17 protein-coding genes and 1 other RNA gene are annotated in these 16393 nt (G+C 68.2%); 11 read left to right on the forward strand and 7 right to left on the reverse strand.

Going from position 1 to position 16393, the window contains the following annotated elements:
* The gene (locus tag AB0H21_RS02575) at positions 1-420 is read left to right on the forward strand and encodes a thioesterase family protein (RefSeq protein WP_358510482.1); all 420 of its coding nucleotides are present in this window, start codon (positions 1-3) and stop codon (positions 418-420) included.
* 123 nt (positions 421-543) lie between these two features.
* Here the strand turns inward: AB0H21_RS02575 and AB0H21_RS02580 are convergent, their stop codons facing one another.
* Together AB0H21_RS02580 and AB0H21_RS02585 are read right to left on the reverse strand one after the other, a co-directional pair.
* Positions 544-780, reverse strand: a complete 237-nt coding sequence (locus AB0H21_RS02580) for a hypothetical protein (RefSeq protein WP_358510485.1) — start codon at positions 778-780, stop codon at positions 544-546.
* Positions 777-1208, reverse strand: a complete 432-nt coding sequence (locus tag AB0H21_RS02585; RefSeq protein WP_358510488.1) for an ATP-binding protein — start codon at positions 1206-1208, stop codon at positions 777-779. Before AB0H21_RS02585 ends, AB0H21_RS02580 begins: the two co-directional genes overlap by 4 nt.
* Positions 1209-1589: 381 nt before the next feature.
* Between AB0H21_RS02585 and AB0H21_RS02590 the strand changes: the two genes are divergently transcribed.
* From AB0H21_RS02590 to AB0H21_RS02600, 3 genes are all read left to right on the forward strand, one after another.
* Positions 1590-2441, forward strand: coding sequence for a helix-turn-helix transcriptional regulator (locus AB0H21_RS02590; RefSeq protein ID WP_358510491.1), 852 nt, complete (start codon positions 1590-1592; stop codon positions 2439-2441).
* 11 nt (positions 2442-2452) lie between these two features.
* Positions 2453-2656, forward strand: a complete 204-nt coding sequence (locus tag AB0H21_RS02595) for a DUF397 domain-containing protein (protein ID WP_358510494.1) — start codon at positions 2453-2455, stop codon at positions 2654-2656.
* Positions 2657-2856: 200 nt separating this feature from the next.
* A complete protein-coding gene (locus AB0H21_RS02600) occupies positions 2857-3060 on the forward strand; it encodes a DUF397 domain-containing protein (protein ID WP_358510497.1) in 204 nt (67 codons plus the stop codon).
* Here AB0H21_RS02600 and AB0H21_RS02605 read toward each other — a convergent pair.
* A complete protein-coding gene (locus tag AB0H21_RS02605) occupies positions 3038-3586 on the reverse strand; it encodes a hypothetical protein (RefSeq protein WP_358510500.1) in 549 nt (182 codons plus the stop codon). The two genes, AB0H21_RS02600 and AB0H21_RS02605, sit on opposite strands and share 23 nt — an antisense overlap.
* 253 nt (positions 3587-3839) lie before the next feature.
* Here AB0H21_RS02605 and AB0H21_RS02610 point away from each other — a divergent pair, with 253 nt between their 5' ends.
* The 3 genes from AB0H21_RS02610 (at position 3840) to AB0H21_RS02620 (ending at position 7990) form a co-directional block, all read left to right on the forward strand.
* Positions 3840-5084 (forward strand): hypothetical protein, encoded by a 1245-nt coding sequence (locus tag AB0H21_RS02610; protein WP_358510503.1) that lies wholly within the window; start codon positions 3840-3842, stop codon positions 5082-5084.
* A gap of 1770 nt (positions 5085-6854) precedes the next feature.
* Positions 6855-7511, forward strand: coding sequence for a hypothetical protein (locus AB0H21_RS02615; RefSeq protein ID WP_358510506.1), 657 nt, complete (start codon positions 6855-6857; stop codon positions 7509-7511).
* Positions 7508-7990, forward strand: coding sequence for a hypothetical protein (locus AB0H21_RS02620; protein ID WP_358510509.1), 483 nt, complete (start codon positions 7508-7510; stop codon positions 7988-7990). The genes AB0H21_RS02615 and AB0H21_RS02620 overlap by 4 nt, the downstream gene beginning before the upstream one ends.
* Before the next feature lie 252 nt (positions 7991-8242).
* Here the strand turns inward: AB0H21_RS02620 and rnpB are convergent.
* The 4 genes from rnpB to AB0H21_RS02640 form a co-directional block, all read right to left on the reverse strand.
* Positions 8243-8632, reverse strand: an RNA gene (rnpB, locus tag AB0H21_RS02625) — RNase P RNA component class A.
* 184 nt (positions 8633-8816) lie between these two features.
* Complete coding sequence (locus AB0H21_RS02630; protein ID WP_358510512.1) at positions 8817-10055, reverse strand: bifunctional RNase H/acid phosphatase; 1239 nt, start codon at positions 10053-10055, stop codon at positions 8817-8819.
* The gene (locus AB0H21_RS02635; RefSeq protein ID WP_358510515.1) at positions 10052-10792 is read right to left on the reverse strand and encodes a C4-type zinc ribbon domain-containing protein; all 741 of its coding nucleotides are present in this window, start codon (positions 10790-10792) and stop codon (positions 10052-10054) included. The genes AB0H21_RS02630 and AB0H21_RS02635 overlap by 4 nt, the downstream gene beginning before the upstream one ends.
* Complete coding sequence (locus tag AB0H21_RS02640) at positions 10793-11638, reverse strand: Nif3-like dinuclear metal center hexameric protein (protein ID WP_358510518.1); 846 nt, start codon at positions 11636-11638, stop codon at positions 10793-10795. It lies immediately after the preceding gene.
* A 59-nt stretch (positions 11639-11697) separates the two neighbouring features.
* Here AB0H21_RS02640 and AB0H21_RS02645 point away from each other — a divergent pair, with 59 nt between their 5' ends.
* The 4 genes from AB0H21_RS02645 to AB0H21_RS02660 all read left to right on the forward strand — a co-directional run bounded on the left by AB0H21_RS02645 (position 11698) and on the right by AB0H21_RS02660 (position 16320).
* Positions 11698-13140, forward strand: a complete 1443-nt coding sequence (locus tag AB0H21_RS02645; RefSeq protein WP_358510521.1) for an NAD(P)/FAD-dependent oxidoreductase — start codon at positions 11698-11700, stop codon at positions 13138-13140.
* A gap of 185 nt (positions 13141-13325) precedes the next feature.
* Positions 13326-14387: a membrane dipeptidase gene (locus AB0H21_RS02650; RefSeq protein ID WP_358510523.1), complete on the forward strand. Its 1062-nt coding sequence runs from the start codon at positions 13326-13328 to the stop codon at positions 14385-14387.
* Entirely contained in the window at positions 14384-15487 is a 1104-nt protein-coding gene (locus AB0H21_RS02655; protein WP_358510526.1) for a M20/M25/M40 family metallo-hydrolase, read from the forward strand. The genes AB0H21_RS02650 and AB0H21_RS02655 overlap by 4 nt, the downstream gene beginning before the upstream one ends.
* Positions 15484-16320 (forward strand): GNAT family N-acetyltransferase, encoded by an 837-nt coding sequence (locus tag AB0H21_RS02660; protein WP_358510529.1) that lies wholly within the window; start codon positions 15484-15486, stop codon positions 16318-16320. Before AB0H21_RS02655 ends, AB0H21_RS02660 begins: the two co-directional genes overlap by 4 nt.
* Positions 16321-16393: the final 73 nt, after the last annotated feature.

The following is a 16393-nucleotide window of genomic DNA, read 5'->3' on the forward strand; positions in this document are numbered from 1 at the left end:
GTGTCCCACACCCGTCCCGTCCAGGTCCACTTCGACGACCTCGACGCCATGGGCCTGCTGCACAACGCCCGTTACGGCGTGCTCGTCGAACGCGCGATCGGCGCCTTCTGGGCCGAGCTCGGCTGGCACTACGACCCGGCCCTGTCCCGCTTCAAGGACGTCTTCCTCGCCGTCCGCGAGTTCCAGATCACCTACCACGTGCCGATCAAGGGCGTGGGCGAGCCGCTGGTGCACTTCTGGCTGGAGCACATGGGCACGAGCAGCGGCGTCTACGGCTTCCGCGTCCTGTCCCCCGACGGCCAGACCGTCCACGCCGAAGGCCGCCGCGTGAACGTCAACCTCGACCCCACAACCCTCCGCCCAACCCCCTTCACCCCCGAAACCCGCACCGCCGCCGAGCCCCTGCTCCCCACCCCTTGACCCAAAGCGCGCACCACCATCACGGAGCTGAGTAACCGTGCCGCTGGCACGCGACGGCCTCACCGGTGGCACCCTGAGGCCCGAGACCGGGCGGTGAGAGGCGACCGCCCGGCGACATCGTGGTCAGTCCCGGTACGGCTCGTGGCCGCCCGGCGGACAGGACGGGTCGCACAGCACATCGACCCAGACATCGGCGACCGGCGCGGTGATCCGCTCGATGACGGCGGCCGGGATCATGTCGTCTGTGACATCGGCCCAGATCACGCGTACGGCGGCGGCCAGCGTGACGATAGGGGTGCCGCACCGCGCGCAGACGCGGACGTCATCGGGCATGTCCAGAACGGACAGCGTGCCGCTCACCGGGATCTCCACTCCGCGCAGACGAACCATACGGTCTTGCCCTCCTGCGCAGGCTCGACGCCCCACCGGTCGGCACAGGCCGCGACGATCGTCAGCCCACGGCCATGCTCCTCGTCAGAACAGGCCGGGAGCGGGGTCGGCCACATGGCGCCGTGGTCGGTGACCTCCCCGCGCACGATCCGCCCGTGCCGGTGCAGGGAGAGGGTGATCGGCGCCCTGCCGTGGACGAGCGCGTTGCCCACCAGCTCCGACACGACCACGGTCACGTCCTCCACCAGGGCGGACATGCCCCAGGCGGTCAGGGCTTCACGTGCGAGCCGACGCGCCGTGCCGGCCGCTCTGGGATCGGCGGGCAGATCCCAGCACGCCTCCCTCGTGTTCTCGTCGTCCCTTATGGGAGGTGGGGGGACGGGGTTAGGGTTCTTCATAGGTCAGGGGGCTCCGTTTTCCTGATCCAGTCCTCGGGCGGGTGGTTGCGTCACCACGCCCGAGGACGCCGATACTCATTTCGCCACTGCCTTGCCGACTCCTCGTCGAGCAGGCGTGAGCACGTCAATCGACGACATATGCGGTGAGAGTGAAGAGCCGGTGCCTTGCCCCGGCCGCTCACCCGCTGGATGAACCGGTCTGAAACTTCCCAGCGCAGCCCATCACGTCAACTTTCAGTGCCGTAACGCCTACCGTCCGTAGCTGGAGAGGCTAGCCTCATGATGGCCTCGAATACCGCGGTATGGCAATATCCAAATTCGGCAATACCTATAAGTGCGCCATGCACAGATTGCCCGAAATGCACGAGGAGAGAATGACACGTGGCATACAGCCCCACAGTCAGGCGAAGGCGCCTGTCCAACGCTCTACGCCAGTTCCGTGAAAGCGCCGGCCTCGACTCCAAGGAGGCCGCACGGCGACTTGGCTGGCAACCCAGCAAAGTGACCCGAATCGAACGAGATGAGTGGCGCCGCCCGACCATCAACGATGTCATGGACCTGCTCGACGTCTACGGCGTGACGGATGTAGCCAGACGGCAGGCCATCATCGCCCTGGCGCGAGAGAGCCGCCGACGTGGATGGTGGGAGGAGGAGTTCAAGGGCGTCCTGGGTGGAGCACTCGTCGGCTTGGAATGGGAGGCCACAGAGATCCAGACCTTCGAGGCGATGCTGATCCCCGGCCTGCTCCAAACCGCCGACTACGCCATGGCGGTCTTCAAAGGCGGGCAGGTGATGAAGACAGCCGATATCGAGCGCCTGACCGAGGCACGCCTGGCCCGTCAACGAATCCTGGACCGTGAGGACCCGCTGACCTTCTGGGCAGTGATCGACGAGGCCGCACTCCGCAAGCAGGTTGGCGGCATCGCCGTGATGCGCGACCAACTCCACCATCTGTGCCGAATGGCCGAACGCCGGAACGTCGGCATCCAGGTCCTCCAAGACGCGACCGGCGCGCACACCTCGATGACCGGCGGGTTCACGATCCTCGACTACCAGGCATCCGAGGATCCCAGCATCATCTACGTGGAGGTCGGCGCGGCCGGTGACCTCTTCCTGGAGAAGCCTGAGGACGTGGCCCACTACCGAAAGAGCTACGGCTATCTCCGCGCATCCGCACTGAGCGCTGAGGCGTCGATGACGTACATTGAAAATCTGGCCAAAAACCTTAAGTAGGGGCGGAAGTCATGGACATTGCCTATTCAGATCTCAACTGGCGCAAAGCCTCCCTCAGCTCAGCAGAGGGACAGAATTGTGTTGAGGTCGCGGCGCGCCCCGGTGGAGGCCAGGCCGTACGGGACTCCAAGAACCCCGGCGGACCGATCCTGACGTTCACCTCGGGCGGATGGAACGCCTTCATCAGGGGTGTCAAGGATGGCGAGTTCGGCTGACGGTCACCCGCCGTACGGGTGCGACGGCGGCGAGCCGCTGAGCCAAGGCTTCCATCTCAGCGAGCAGCCCGGCCGGTGACTGGTCGAGTTCGAGTGCGTGCTGGTGGATGGTGATGCGCGCGTGCCCCGGACGCAGCTGCCCTGGACAGCGCGAGCGTCATCGAGAAAATCTGATCAAGCAGCTAAGCTGAGAGGAAATCATGGTCCTCCCCCAGACCTACCCCCTCACCTGGCGAAAGAGCTCCCGTTCCGGCTCGGGCGACAACTGCGTCGAGGTCGCGGTGCTCCCCGACGGAGGCCAGGCCGTACGGGACTCCAAGAACCCCGGCGGACCGATCCTGACGTTCACCTCGGGCGGATGGAACGCCTTCATCAGGGGTGTCAAGGATGGCGAGTTCGGCTGACGGTCACCCGCCGTACGGGTGCGACGGCGGCGAGCCGCTGAGCCAAGGCTTCCATCTCGGCGAGCAGCCCGGCCGGTGACTGGTCGAGTTCGAGTGCGTGCTGGTGGATGGTGATGTGGGCGTGCCGGACGCGGTGGGCGGCGTGCGGGGCGTTCCCCTTGGCGTAGACGAGGTGCCCTTCCGGCAGGTTGAGCGCGGTGCAGTAGGCGAGCATCTGGTAGAGGTCGGCGTCCGGGAAGCCCTTGGGTTTCCCGGCCTTGTACTTGGCGTCGGCCACGGCGAGCGGGGTGCCGTCGTCGGCGTACCACACGAGGTCGGGAACCATCCGGATCGCGTGACGTTCGTCGAGGTGGTGGGTGGTCTGAAGGACACAGTGGCCACCGCTGCCCGTAAGGGCATCGCGCAGGGCGACGGTGACGAAGTCCTCGAAGACCCCGGCCATGTCGAAGAGGAAGCCGTTCACGGTGACATCGCCGGGCCGGTGCTCGACGGAGGCGCCCCGCAACACGAGTTCGGCCAGGCGCACTTGCCGGTGGGGATGGGCAGGTTGGGCTGGATCTGCTCGACGGGCTCGCGAGAGCCCTCCGGTGGAGCACGATGCGCATCTGTCGTCGGTGATGACCGGCGGTCAGCCACTGCCTGCTCTTGCGGGCAGTGGTGTCGAGCCCTTCGAGCGTCGACTCCCGGATGTTCTCGCGCGAGGTAGTGGAACCGCGTAACCGGCTGCTGAACATCGCGGTGGGGGTGGTCGTGAGGGGCTAATGTCGGAGGCCGCATTTATGGTGCTGTTGACGATGGCGCACCCAGATCCGTCTGGGCACTGCCGCCAAGACCTGGAGAATGACGTGCACTTTTTCGATGCCGCAGACGTTCCGGAGACAGATCACTGGGAAGCGTGGCTCGCCTACGCGGATCTGCTGACCGGGGCGGGTGATCTCCGAGGTGAGGCGATCCGGCTGGAGCACCACTGTGAGATCGGGGATGGGGATCCAGCCCGGCTGGCCGCGGCGTACGCGGAGGTGGAGCGGCAGTGGGGGCTGGACGGGCTGCGGGAGGACGGCTCGTGGCGGCTCACCTGGTCCCGCGGCTTCATTGACGAGGCATGCTTCCGCCTGGCCAAGGACACACAGCCGCAACGCCGAGAACTGGTGGAACGGCTCCTGACAGATCACCCACGCACCGCGACCGTCGACCTGACCGACCCTGAACAGTGGGAAGCCGCACTGATCGACGTCCTGCTCTCCCACCCCGCCGCCCACCGACTGCGCGCCCTCGAACTGCACCTCACCGACTACCACCGCTCTGCCGAGCACTCCGCGATCTCACTTGCCGGCCGGCGACGCCCCCGTCTGGAGCGCATGTACTTCGGCTACGACTTCGAATACCTCTACGAAGACAGTGAGGGATCGACGGGTAACCGGATCAACCCCCTGGACTACCATCACAAAGGACTTGTTCAGGCCGATGTGTGGGACTCGCTTCCCGCCCTGCGCACACTGGAGCTCGAAGGCGCGTTCCTGTTTCACTTCGTGAAGCACGACGGCCTGACCCGACTGCGGGCGCGGGGCCCCGTCATCTCCGACGGCTCAGTTTTCGATTTCGGATGGACTACCGGCCTGCAGTCATTGGAAGTTGAAATCGGTAGTGACGTTTTCGGTTGCCTCTGCCCGGTTGAGCAGCTCGACGAGCTCAAGGCCTCCAAGTACCCCAACCTCGAAAACCTCGACCTCAGCGAGGCGGAATTCGATGCCACCTCGTATGAGGTGGTTTCAGCCCTCGCCGATTCCTCGGTCCTTCCTCTGCTCAGGTCTCTGTCCATCCGTGACCTGACGATCAGCCAGATGGACTGCGAGGGGGATCCGCTAACCACGCTGGCCGAACTGGCACCCAGATTCGGGCATCTTGATCTGTACGTGGGCGACGTCATCGACATCGAAGACGCCGATGACGAGGAGGTCGATCGGGTTCTCTCCCAATTCGGTCTGAGCCAGATCCACGCTACCGGCGACCAAGGTGACGATTGAGCGTCGGTCTGAAGCATCCCCACCGGGACATCGTGGACGCGACCTCGTACGTGGTCCGGACCGGCTGCTCCTGGCGGCAGCCCCCGATGTGCCCTCTCGGGGTTTCAAGCCTCCTGAAGGAGAGCTCCGCCGCAGGTCAGGGGCAGGGAAAGCGGACGAGTCGGCCTGTAAGCCGGGTTCTAATTCGACAGATTGGTGACCTGCGCACATGTCGGCGCGCTTTGCCCTGACCTGGGATTATACTGTGATCACCTGTCGACATTTAATAACGTCTTTGGGTGGCATGTGCCCTCAATGTGCCCTTTCGCGTGAGGCGGGCATGCGGTTCCGGGGCATGGTCGGCGGGTCTGCCACCCTCGACGTCAATGTGTGGGTCTGAGCCGCGACGAGCTGCCGTCCCCTTTCTCGCAGCTTAGACGCTACAGCGCTCGTGATGCTACGCCGGCCCTCCCGGAGGCTGCTTGATCACGTACATGGCGACGAGAGCCGTAACTTGGCTCATGATCTGCGTGATATCGGTAGCGGTGTAACCGATCAAGGCAAGCACGATCGCAATGACGCCAAGAATCACTGCGACAAGCACGGGATGCGAAGGCGGGGGTAGGCTACTCATACACGACTCCTCTGCCGTAGGGGTTGCGAAGCCGCCCACGCCCGAGGTCACTCCTGCCAGGGTTCAGCCTCGGGGGGGCGGCGCACATCGCAATGCTACGTGGGCTGCGGTGACCGCGCGGGAACCTCAATCTGAGGCCAAAGATCCGATGATTTGGCATGCATTTAGCGCGTCGTGTATATACACATACGACCGGATTTCGCAGGTCAGAGACATGGAACCGCGCATAAGTGTACTGCTCAGAGGCCATGCCGAACCTACATGCATTTAGCACTTAAATGATCAGTAACGATAAGATAACATTCATTACCGACCGAGCACTTTCACGGCTTTTTGTCCGGGTTTAGCCGCTTACGAGTTGGTCAGCTTCTAACTACTGGACATCAGCCATCCACCGCAGGGTGGTCCATCTCTGACCTGGACCCTTCTAAGCTGAAGGGCTATTCACCTGCGAAACGTTGATGCTGCTGTTATCGTTTGCCCCCGACTTCCAAAGCGATGTGCCCTCAATGTGCCCGCACCCGCCCCTTGCCGGGATGTTCCTCCAACTCCGAAGCGCTACCGGTCAAGTGGAGGCTTGTGGGACAGCGGCCCCGAGTTATTCCGTGTCGGCGCTCGTCCCTGCCTCCGCGTCCTCACTCCGGGCGCGGCGCTCGTAGGTGTCGGCCACACCGCGCAATACACGTGCGGCCATGGGCACGTACGTGCCGGTCATGGCATCCGGTGGGCGTGGCTGTCGTAAGCAAGTCCCGGGTGTTGGTCGCCCATGGCGCACGTAAAGACATAGCCAACTAGGCCTTGGCTACGCAGAGGGGGCAGGCGATGGCGGGAAGGCTGGCGGACCCGTCCGAGCACACCGACAAGGACATGCGCAAGGCCCTCAAGCGGTGGGTAGCCCTGGGATGGAGCCTTCGCCACGAGGGCCACGGCTTTCGGCTCTACTGCCCGTGCGAGAACAAGTGCACAACGATCCCCGTCGCGAGCACGCCCGCCAACCCTGGACGGGCCAGCCGTCGAATCAACGATGCGGCTCAGCTGTGCCCCAAGGACCCAGATGACCCCCGGAGGGCGCTGACCGGCATGGATCGGGGATAATGGAGCTTGTCGTTGACGGATGTCAACAGGTCTGAGAAGCTGAGCGTGTGGGAGGAGGCGCGGTGGAGTACGAGTTTCGCTTCGTGGTCGAAGGCGCGTCTGTCGATCACACTGCAGCCGTGGAAGTTTTGGAACGCGAACTCGACGCCATGCTGTTCCGGGGCGGAGGAGTAGACCTCCTCGACATTGCCTTCGAGGGGGAGGATGCGTTCGATGCAGCGATGCACGCTGCAAGGTCGGTTGCCAGGCATGTTCCTGACCTCCGGTTGCTCCGCCTACATCGAGATTTGGTAGGAATCCCGGAGATCGCTGAGCGGGCCGGGGTGACGCGCCAGAACGTACATCAGTGGGTCACTGGTCAACGTCGGCGCAGAGGTGTAGCACCCTTTCCGGCTCCCGAAGGAACAGCTGGTCGCACCCAAGTGTGGCTGTGGGTAGAAGTCAACGCCTGGCTAAAGCAGCTAAGTATGGACGATGGCGCGAACAGGCCCGATCGGAACGAAATTGCCGACATCGACTCCGCACTGAACTGTGGACTGCAGCACAGAACGAAGCTAGCGATGGAACGCTGGCGCCGTAATCGAAACTTCAGTGCCGTGGCAACATATGAGACGACCCTTGAACTGGTGGATGCCGAAGAAGTGATCCACTCATCCTCCACCGCAGCTCAGAAGTGGAGCACCTCAGGATCTCTCGATTACGAAGTTGCCCTACGATGACTACCCGTCAGCCCGCTGATCAAATAGATCTCGAAGCTGCGCTGGAGCTCAAGACCATCTATTTCATCGAATCCTCCAGCCGACGATGGAACTGCACTCCGGGGGAAAATGAGACTCCTCCGGAGAAGTCATCACTGCAACTCCTCGTTCTACAGAGCGTGAGCGAGGAAAAAATCTCTGTGCGGAGCCGACTGACCGTCAAGACTCCCCAAGCGCTACTAATTGCCGACGCTGCGGCTGTTTACGAGGTCAAACCCGAAGCAGGGGATTCTCGGAACCTTGCAGAGGATGGGCGAAACCGGGTTGAGCCTGACGATGACGCCCTGAGAGCATTTGCCGAAAATGTTGGAGTCCCAACCATATTTCCATTTCTTCGCGAGGCGATCTATGGCGGCGCTCAGAAGATTGGCGCCAAGACTCCCGTCATCGACATACTTCGACGTGGCAACATAGAGCTTAGTCCTACCGATGGCCCCTGATCGCGAGCAGAGCCAGAGGGCGTGTGCGATGGGCAGCCGGTCTCCTGGCACAGCTCGAACACCATCTTCACGGCACGATCACGAAGCTCTTGGGGGGTACTTCCTCTGTACGGGCACGGCTCCCAGCCTTCCAGTCTTGGGAGTCTCCAGCAAACCCGGGGCGCGTCACTAACGATGTGCCCCGATTGTGCCCTCCCGGCTGTTGGGTCTTGCCGGGAGCGCACCTCCGTGCAAGTCCAGGGGCAGGGAAGGCGGGCGAGTCGGCCTGTAGGCCGGGTTTTGTCCTTTGCGTTGCAAAGGGGCGACCATCCATCTAGGGCCGCCGTTGCCGGCGGTCTCAAGCGGTCTACCCGCGCGGCTCGGGCGGGTCACCCTCGAACGCCGCGCGCGGGGTCCTCCGAGGAGGGCCCCTTCTTGACCTTGCTCCGGGTGGGGTTTACCGAGCCGCCCACGTCACCGTGGGCGCTGGTGGTCTCTTACACCACCGTTTCACCCTTACCTCCCGCGAGGGAGGCGGTTTGTTTTCTGTGGCACTGTCCCGCGGGTCACCCCGGGTCGGTGTTACCGACCACCCTGCCCTGCGGAGCCCGGACCTTCCTCGGCAGGGCTCGAAAGCCCTGACGCGGTCGCCCGGCCGACTCGTCCGCTGCCAAATAAGTTTAGCCGATCAGCTACCTCGTCGACTCCGGAGGGAGGCTGCCCGCCGTGCCTATTGCCGCGCCTCCGGCATGGCGGTTTTAGGCGGCGTTCTTCCGTCGTCACTCGGAAGGGGCTCGTTCCTCACCCCTCCCTCCTCCTCCAGAACACTGCCGCGCCCCGAACAGGATCAGCCGAGGTGGGCGGTGTCGTTGAGGGTTTTCACGAGTTGGGGGCCGTCCGGGAAGTAGTCGATCACGGAGAGCGCCGCGAGGTCGAGGTGCATGCGGTACAGGGCGGCCGGGGGCGCCAGCAGGGCGGAAGCCAGCAGCAGCTTGATGGGGCTGACGTGCGAGACCACCAGCACGGTCTTGCCCTGATGGTCGAGCAGCAGCCGGTCCTTGGCCTCCTGGACGCGGACCGCAGCCTGGGTGAAGCTCTCGCCGCCGGGCGGGGTCACGGACGGGTCGGCGAGCCAGGCCGCCAGTTCGTCCGGCCACCGGCGCTGGATCTCGGTGAACGTGTGGCCTTCCCAGGCGCCGAAGTCGACCTCGCGCAGTCCGTCCTCCACGGCGACCTTCAGGCCCGTGTGGGCGGCGACGGCCTCGGCGGTCTGGCGGGCGCGCCGCAGCGGGGAGCTGACGATCGCGTCGATGGCGTACGGCGCGCGGGACAGCCGCGCGGCGGCGGCCTCGACCTGGGCGAGCCCGGCGGGCGTGAGCTCGGGGTCGCCGGTGCCGGAGAAGCGGCGGTCGATCGAGAAGGGCGTCTCGCCGTGGCGGAGCAGGAGGAAGGACGTGGCGGCGGTGGTGGCGGAGGCCGTCCAACCGCTGGCGGGCGTGGACCGCGTCGGCTTCTGCGCCACGATCCGCGCCTGCCCGGCCGAGGTGGCCGGGATGGCCGAGTCGCCGTCGCCGCCCGGCTCGCGCGTGAGGGCCGACGGGATCTCCCCGGTCGGCTCGGAGGAACCCCGGGGACCCTGGGAGGGGGGCTGGGGGAAGGTCTTGCTCTGCCATCTGGTGCCGCGGGCGGCGGCGTCCATGGCTTCGTTGGCCAGGCGGTCGGCGTCGCGGTTGCGTTCGCGGGGGATCCACTTCCAGGTGACGCGCAGGCGCCGGGCGAGCTCGCGGGCCTCCTGGGCGAGCGGGCGCAGACCCTCGTTCTTGACCTTCCAGCGGCCGGCCATCTGCTCGATGACCAGCTTGGAGTCCATGCGGACCTCGACGGGGGCGCCGTCACCGGCGAGCGCGAGCGCCGAGCGCAGGCCGGCGATCAGGCCTTGGTACTCGGCGACGTTGTTGGTCGTGATGCCGAGCGCGTCGGCGGCCTCGGCGAGCACCTGGCCGTCGGCGTCCTTGACGACCGCGCCGTACCCGGCGGGCCCGGGGTTGCCGCGCGAGCCGCCGTCGGCTTCGACGACGAGGTTCACAGGCCCGACTCGGGGGTGCGGACGAGGATGCGGCGGCATTCCTCGCAGCGCAGCACCTCGTCCTTGGCTGCGGCGCGGAGGCGATTGAGGTCGGCGATGGACAGCGATACCTTGCAGCCCTGGCAGCGGCCGCCCTGCAGCATGGCCGCGCCGACGCCGTACTGCTCGCGCAGCTTCTCGTACAGGGCGAGCAGGTCGGCGGGGATGTCGGGCGTGACGCCGCCGCGCCTGCCCTTGGTCTCGCCGCTCTCGCGGTCGAGCTCGCCGATGGCGGCGTCGCGCTTCTCCTCCAGCGTGGCGAGGCCGGCGTTGATCTCGCCGCGCTCGGCCCTGAGCCGGGTGACGGTGGCGTCGGCGCCCTCGCGGCGCTCCATGATCTCCAGGACGACGTCCTCCAGGTCGCCTTGGCGGCGGTGGAGCGAGGCGATCTCGGACTGCAGGTTGGACAGGTCCTTGGAGGAGGTCACCTGGCCGGAGTCGAGGCGCTTCTGGTCGCGGTCGGCGCGCACGCGCACGGCCTCGACGTCGGACTCGGCCTTGGTCTGCTCTCGGGCGAGGTCACCGGCCTCGGTCTCCGCGGCGATCACCTCGGTGGCGAGGCGGGCGAGCTTGGCCGAGCGTTCCTCGATCTCGGCGAGCTCGGGCAGCGTGCGGCGGCGGTGGGCCAGCCGGTCGAGGACCGCGTCGAGCTCGGCCAGTTCGAGCAGGCGCTTCTGTGCTTCCGGGGCTGCTTTCACTTAATCCTCGCACTGTGCTGTTGTGGTCCAGGCGTCCGTGACCGTCCGTGAGACGCGCGTCTCAACATTAATCCCCTTCGCGGCCAACCCGGACGCGAGCAGCTCGGCCGCCTGGGGCAGCCAGGGCCATTCGGTCGCCCAGTGGGCGGCGTCGATCAGCGCGGGGCCGCCGCCGAACGCGCCGGACTGCAGGAACTCGGCGGCGGGGTGGTGCCGGAGGTCGGCGGTGAGGAAGACGTCGGCGGCGCGCACCGCGCCGAGGCCGAGCAGGGAGTCGCCCGCTCCCCCGCTGACGGCGACGGTGCGCACGACGCGCTCGGGTTCGCCGGCGACGCGCAGGCCCCAGGCCGTGCGCGGCAGCCCCTGGACGGCCTGGCGGGTGAAGTCGCGTAAGGACATCGGGGTCTCCAACTCGCCGACGCGGCCAAGCCCCCGGCGGGGGTCGTCGGGGGACGGCTGGAGGGGGCGCAGGGGCCCGGTGAGGCCGACGGCCCTGGCGAGGGCGTCGGACACGCCGGGGTCGGCGACGTCGGCGTTGGTGTGGGCGGTGTAGAGGGCGATGTCGTTCTTGATCAGCGTGTGCACCAGGGCGCCCTTGGCCGTGCCGGCGGCGACGGTGGTGGTGCCGCGCAGGTAGAGGGGGTGGTGGGTGACGATCAGGTCGGCTCCCCAGGCCACGGCCTCGCCGCCGACGGCGGCCACGGGGTCGACCGCGAACAGGATCTTGCGTACGGGTTGCGCCGGGTCTCCGCAAACCAGGCCCACAGCGTCCCAGGGCTCCGCCCAAGCGGGGTCATACGACGATTCAAGTTCCGCGATGATCGCGGACAACGCTGTCGGGGACACGTGCGCAGACTACCGCCACGATTTACCATGAGCGGGTCTGACACCCGGAGGGCCGGCGAATGGCACCAAGCGTAGCGATCATCGGGGCGGGCTTCGGCGGGCTGTGCATGGCCATCCAGCTCGAGAAGGCCGGGATCACCGACTACACGATCTTCGAGAAGGCCGGCCGCCTCGGGGGGACGTGGCGGGACAACACCTATCCCGGGGCCGCCTGCGACGTGCCGTCCCACCTGTACTCCTACTCCTTCGAGCAGGCGCACGACTGGACGCGGCGCTACCCGCGCCAGCCGGAGATCCTCGCCTACCTCGATCGCTGCGCCGGGAAGTACGGCCTGCACGCCCGGCTGCGGCTCGGAGCGGAGGTGACGGCCGCCGTCTTCGACGAGGCGGTGAACCGCTGGCGGGTGACGGTCGCGGGCGGCGAGGAGCAGGTGTTCGACGTGGTGGTGTCGGGAGTGGGGCAGCTCAACCGGCCCCGCCTGCCCGACATTCCGGGTCTGTCGACGTTCGCGGGGACGAGCTTCCACTCGGCCCGCTGGAACCACGCCCACGACCTGGCCGGACGCCGCGTGGCGATGATCGGCAACGGCTCGTCGGCCGCGCAGATCATCCCGCGCGTCGCCCCCGTGGTCGCCCATCTGGACGTCTACCAGCGCACGCCGAGCTGGGTCATCCCCAAGCCGGACGGCGAGTACGGGCCGGTCGAGCGGCTGGCCTTCCAGCGCCTGCCGCTCCTGCGGTCGGCCGACCGTCGGCGGGTCTACCGGTTCATCGAGGGCGTGGTGTACCCGGCGCTGGTGGACGGCTGGAGCCGGCCGTTGATGATCAAACGGGCCGAGGAGCACCTCAGGCGGCAGGTCCGGGACCCCGGGCTGCGCGCGAGGCTCACCCCGGCGTACCCGATCGGCTGCAAGCGGATCGTGCTGGACAACGACTTCTATCCCGCCCTGACCAGGGGCAACGTCGAGCTCGTCACCGACCCGATCGTCCGCGTGACGCCGGAGGGCATCGAGACGGCGGGCGGCACGCTCCGCGAGGCGGACACGATCGTCTTCGCGACCGGCTTCCAGTCGACCGACTTCCTGGCCCCGATCGAGATCGCCGGGCGGGGCGGGGCGGCTCTGCGCGAGGTGTGGAAGGACGGCGCCGAGGCATACCTGGGCGTCGCCGTGCCCGCCTTCCCGAACCTGTTCCTGCTGTACGGCCCGAACACCAACCTCGGCCACAACTCGATCGTCCTGATGATCGAGGCGCAGGTCAGGTACATCATGGGGTGTCTGCCGCTGCTGGCGGCGCGCGGTCCGATGGAGGTGCGGCGGCCCGCCATGGACGCGTGGCGCCGGGCGCTGGACCAGGCGCTGGCGCGCACGGTCTGGCGGGGGGACTGCGACAGCTGGTACAAGAACGCCGCGGGGCGGGTGACCAACAACTGGCCGGGGACGGCGTCGATGTACCGCAGGATCACCAGGGCCCCGCGCCCGGACTCCTACACCTTCGGATGACCCCTGACGAGCCGTTCCCCGGGTAAGGACGGGCAGGTCGACGGCAGGACGTCCGCACCCGGGCCCCTGGTCTCGGATTTCTCTTTGCCCGCCGTACGTATACGGTCGGATGACATCGGACCATCAGGGTGACCCGGGCCCCGCCACGGAGAACGGAGACACCCGCGGGCGAGAGGAGTCCACGCGTGTTCACCGACCTCCACCGGGACGCGATCGTGGCGGACACCCACAACGATCTTCTGATGGCGGTCTCGGCGAGGCCGCCGGACCGGTGGGCGTCGTTCTTCCGGGAGCGATGGCTGCCCCAGCTCCGCGCGGGCGGCGTCGACGTGCAGGTGCTGCCGGTCTTCATCGACGACCAGTACCGCCCGGAGGGCGCGCTTCGCCAGACACTGCGGATGATCGAGTGCGCCCACGTCATCGCCGAGGGCAACCCGGACGAGGTCGGCATCTGCCTCGACGGGCGGCAGATCGACGAGACCGTCGCGCTCGGCAAGATCGCGCTGGTCATCGCCCTGGAGAGCATGCCCGGCGTGGACGCCAGCGTCGAGCTGATCCCCACGCTGCACCGCCTGGGCGTCCGCGTCGCGTCCATCGCGCACTGGGGGCGCACGCCGCTGGCCGACGGCAGCGGGCAGGACGCCACCGGCAGCCGCCTGACCAGCGATGGCGTCGCGGCGCTGGCCGAGATGGAACGGCTCGGCATGGTCTTCGACATCTCGCACCTGAGCGCGTCGGGCGTGGCGCACGTCCTGGAGCTGGCCACGCGGCCGGTGATCGCGACGCATTCCTCGGCCCGCTCGCTGCGCGACCACCACCGCAACCTCACCGACGACCAGCTCCGCGCGGTCGCGGCGAACGGCGGCGTGGTCTGCGTCAACTTCCTGGCGGCGTTCCTGGCCGAGAAGCCCGAGGGGTACACCATCGAGCGGCTCGCCGACCACATCCTGCACATCGCCGGCGTCACGGGCATCGACCACGTCGGCCTCGGCCCCGACTTCATCAGGGAAGTGATGATCGACCTGACGCCGCCGTGCTGCGAGGATCAGAGCGTCAGCGGCCTGGACGCCCTGGCGTCCGTCCCGGGGCTGGACGGCCCGAGCGGCATGCCCCTGGTCACCGAGGAGCTCGTGCGGCGGGGTCTCGGCGAGGACGAGATCCGCAAGATCCTCGGCGGCAACGTGATGCGCCTGTTCCGCGCCGAGATGGGACGGCCGTCCCCCGCCGAGCCGCAGGCCGCGCCGTGACGCCCGGCGACCTGCCCGCCATGCTGGACGACCTGGAGGCGCTGGTGCTCCAGGAGTCGTTCTCCTCCGACCACGCCGCGGTGGCGGCGAGCGCGGCGGTGGTGGCCGAGGTCGGAGCCCGGCACCTCGGGACGGGGCCGGAGACGCTGGTCGTGGACGGCGTGACCCACCTGCGCTGGAGCTTCGGCGTGCCCCGCGTGCTGCTGCTCGGCCACCACGACACGGTGTGGCCGATCGGCTCGCTGCGCGAGCACCCTTGGTCGGTGGCCGACGGCGTCGCCCGCGGTCCGGGGGTGTTCGACATGAAGTCCGGGCTGGTCCAGCTCTTCCACGCCCTGCGCTCGCTGCCGTCCCTGGACGGGGTGTGCGTGCTGGTCACCGGGGACGAGGAGCTCGGCTCGCGCACGTCGCGCACGCTGATCGAGGAGGCCGCGCGGGCCTGCGAGGCGGCGCTGGTCCTGGAGGCGAGCGCCGACGGCGGAGCGCTGAAGACCGCGCGCAAGGGCGTGTCCAACTACCGGCTCAAAGTGCGCGGGCTGGCCGCGCACGCGGGCCTGGAGCCCCACAAGGGGGTGAACGCGGGGGTCGAGCTGGCCCACCAGATCCTCGCCATCGCGGCGATGGCGGACCCGGACGGCTCCATCACGGTGACACCCACGCTGGCGGGCGCCGGGACCAGCGTGAACACCGTCCCGGCGGAGGCGTTCATCGCCGTGGACTCGCGCGCCGCCGACCGGGCCGCGCAGGAGGCGGTGGACGCGCGGATGCGGGCGCTGACCCCGCGCGTGCCCGGCACCCGGCTGGAGCTGGAAGGCGGCCCGAACCGGCCGCCGATGGACCCGGCGTCCTCGGCCGCGCTGTTCAAGCTGGCCGAGCAGGTCGCGGGCGAGCTCGGGCTCGGCCCGCTGCGCGGCGTGGCCGTGGGCGGCGGCTCGGACGGCAACTTCTCGGCCGGGGTGGGCTGTCCGACGCTGGACGGCCTCGGCGCGGTCGGCGCCGGCGCGCACGCGGCCCACGAGCACGTGATCGTCGAAGAGATGCCGCGCCGCTCGGCTCTGCTGGCGGGGCTGGTCGAGGCGATCCTCGCGGGACGCGGATGACCTCCGGCACGTCGGCGGAGACGGCGTTCGGGCGGGCGGAGGCGGCCGCCCGCCGCGCCGGGGTCGAGGTGCGCGAGCTTCGCGAGATCGCGGAGTTCGAGGGGGTCGCCGCCCTGTTCGACGCGATCTGGAAGACGCCGCCGACGGCCGTGCCCATCACGGTCGAGCTGATGATCGCGTTCGCGCACAGCGGCAACTACGTGACGGGCGCGTTCGACGGCGGCCGGATGGCGGGGGCGAGCGTCGGGTTCCTGGCCGGGCCGCCGGGGACGACGCTGCACTCGCACGTCACCGGGGCCGCCGTGGGGCGCGGCATCGGGTACGCGCTCAAACTCCACCAGCGGGCGTGGGCGCTGGCCCGGGGCCTCACGCGGATCACCTGGACCTACGACCCGCTGGTCCGCCGCAACGCGCACTTCAACATCACCAAGCTCGGCGCCCTGCCGGAGGCGTACCTGCCGTCGTTCTACGGCCGCATGGAGGACGCCGTGAACGCGGGCGACGAGTCCGACCGGCTGCTGGCGGTCTGGCCCGTGGCCGAGCCGCGGGTCGTAGCCGCGTGCGCCCGTGACGTCCGGGAGCCGGCGCGGGCTCCGGCGGACGCCGTGATGGCGCTGGGCGAGCGGGACGGCCGTCCCGTGGAGGAGCGCGGGGACGGGCAGGTGCTGCTGGTGGCGACGCCGCGGGACGTCGAGACGCTCCGGCGCGAGCATCCGGGGACCGCCGCGGCGTGGCGGCGGGCCGTGCGCGCGTCGCTGGGCGGGCTTCTGGACGAAGGCGCCCGCGTCACCGGCTTCACCGCGGCGGGCGAGTACATCGTGGAACGATCGTGAGCCGCCGGGCACCGTCCCGGCCGTCCTCGACGACGTGACCACCGCCACGGAGTGGATCCCGGCCTGAGCCGCC

Origin of the sequence: Sphaerisporangium sp. NPDC051011, from assembly GCF_040653595.1 — a bacterium.
GTDB lineage: Bacteria > Actinomycetota > Actinomycetes > Streptosporangiales > Streptosporangiaceae > Sphaerisporangium.

Coding starts and splice junctions, on each gene's coding strand:
- AB0H21_RS02645 (WP_358510521.1), top strand. CDS start 11,698: ATGGCACCAAGCGTAGCGATCATCGGGGCGGGCTTCGGCGGGCTGTGC.
- AB0H21_RS02620 (WP_358510509.1), top strand. CDS start 7,508: ATGACTACCCGTCAGCCCGCTGATCAAATAGATCTCGAAGCTGCGCTG.
- AB0H21_RS02595 (WP_358510494.1), top strand. CDS start 2,453: ATGGACATTGCCTATTCAGATCTCAACTGGCGCAAAGCCTCCCTCAGC.
- AB0H21_RS02585 (WP_358510488.1), bottom strand. CDS start 1,208: ATGAAGAACCCTAACCCCGTCCCCCCACCTCCCATAAGGGACGACGAG.
- AB0H21_RS02660 (WP_358510529.1), top strand. CDS start 15,484: ATGACCTCCGGCACGTCGGCGGAGACGGCGTTCGGGCGGGCGGAGGCG.
- AB0H21_RS02610 (WP_358510503.1), top strand. CDS start 3,840: ATGGTGCTGTTGACGATGGCGCACCCAGATCCGTCTGGGCACTGCCGC.
- AB0H21_RS02600 (WP_358510497.1), top strand. CDS start 2,857: ATGGTCCTCCCCCAGACCTACCCCCTCACCTGGCGAAAGAGCTCCCGT.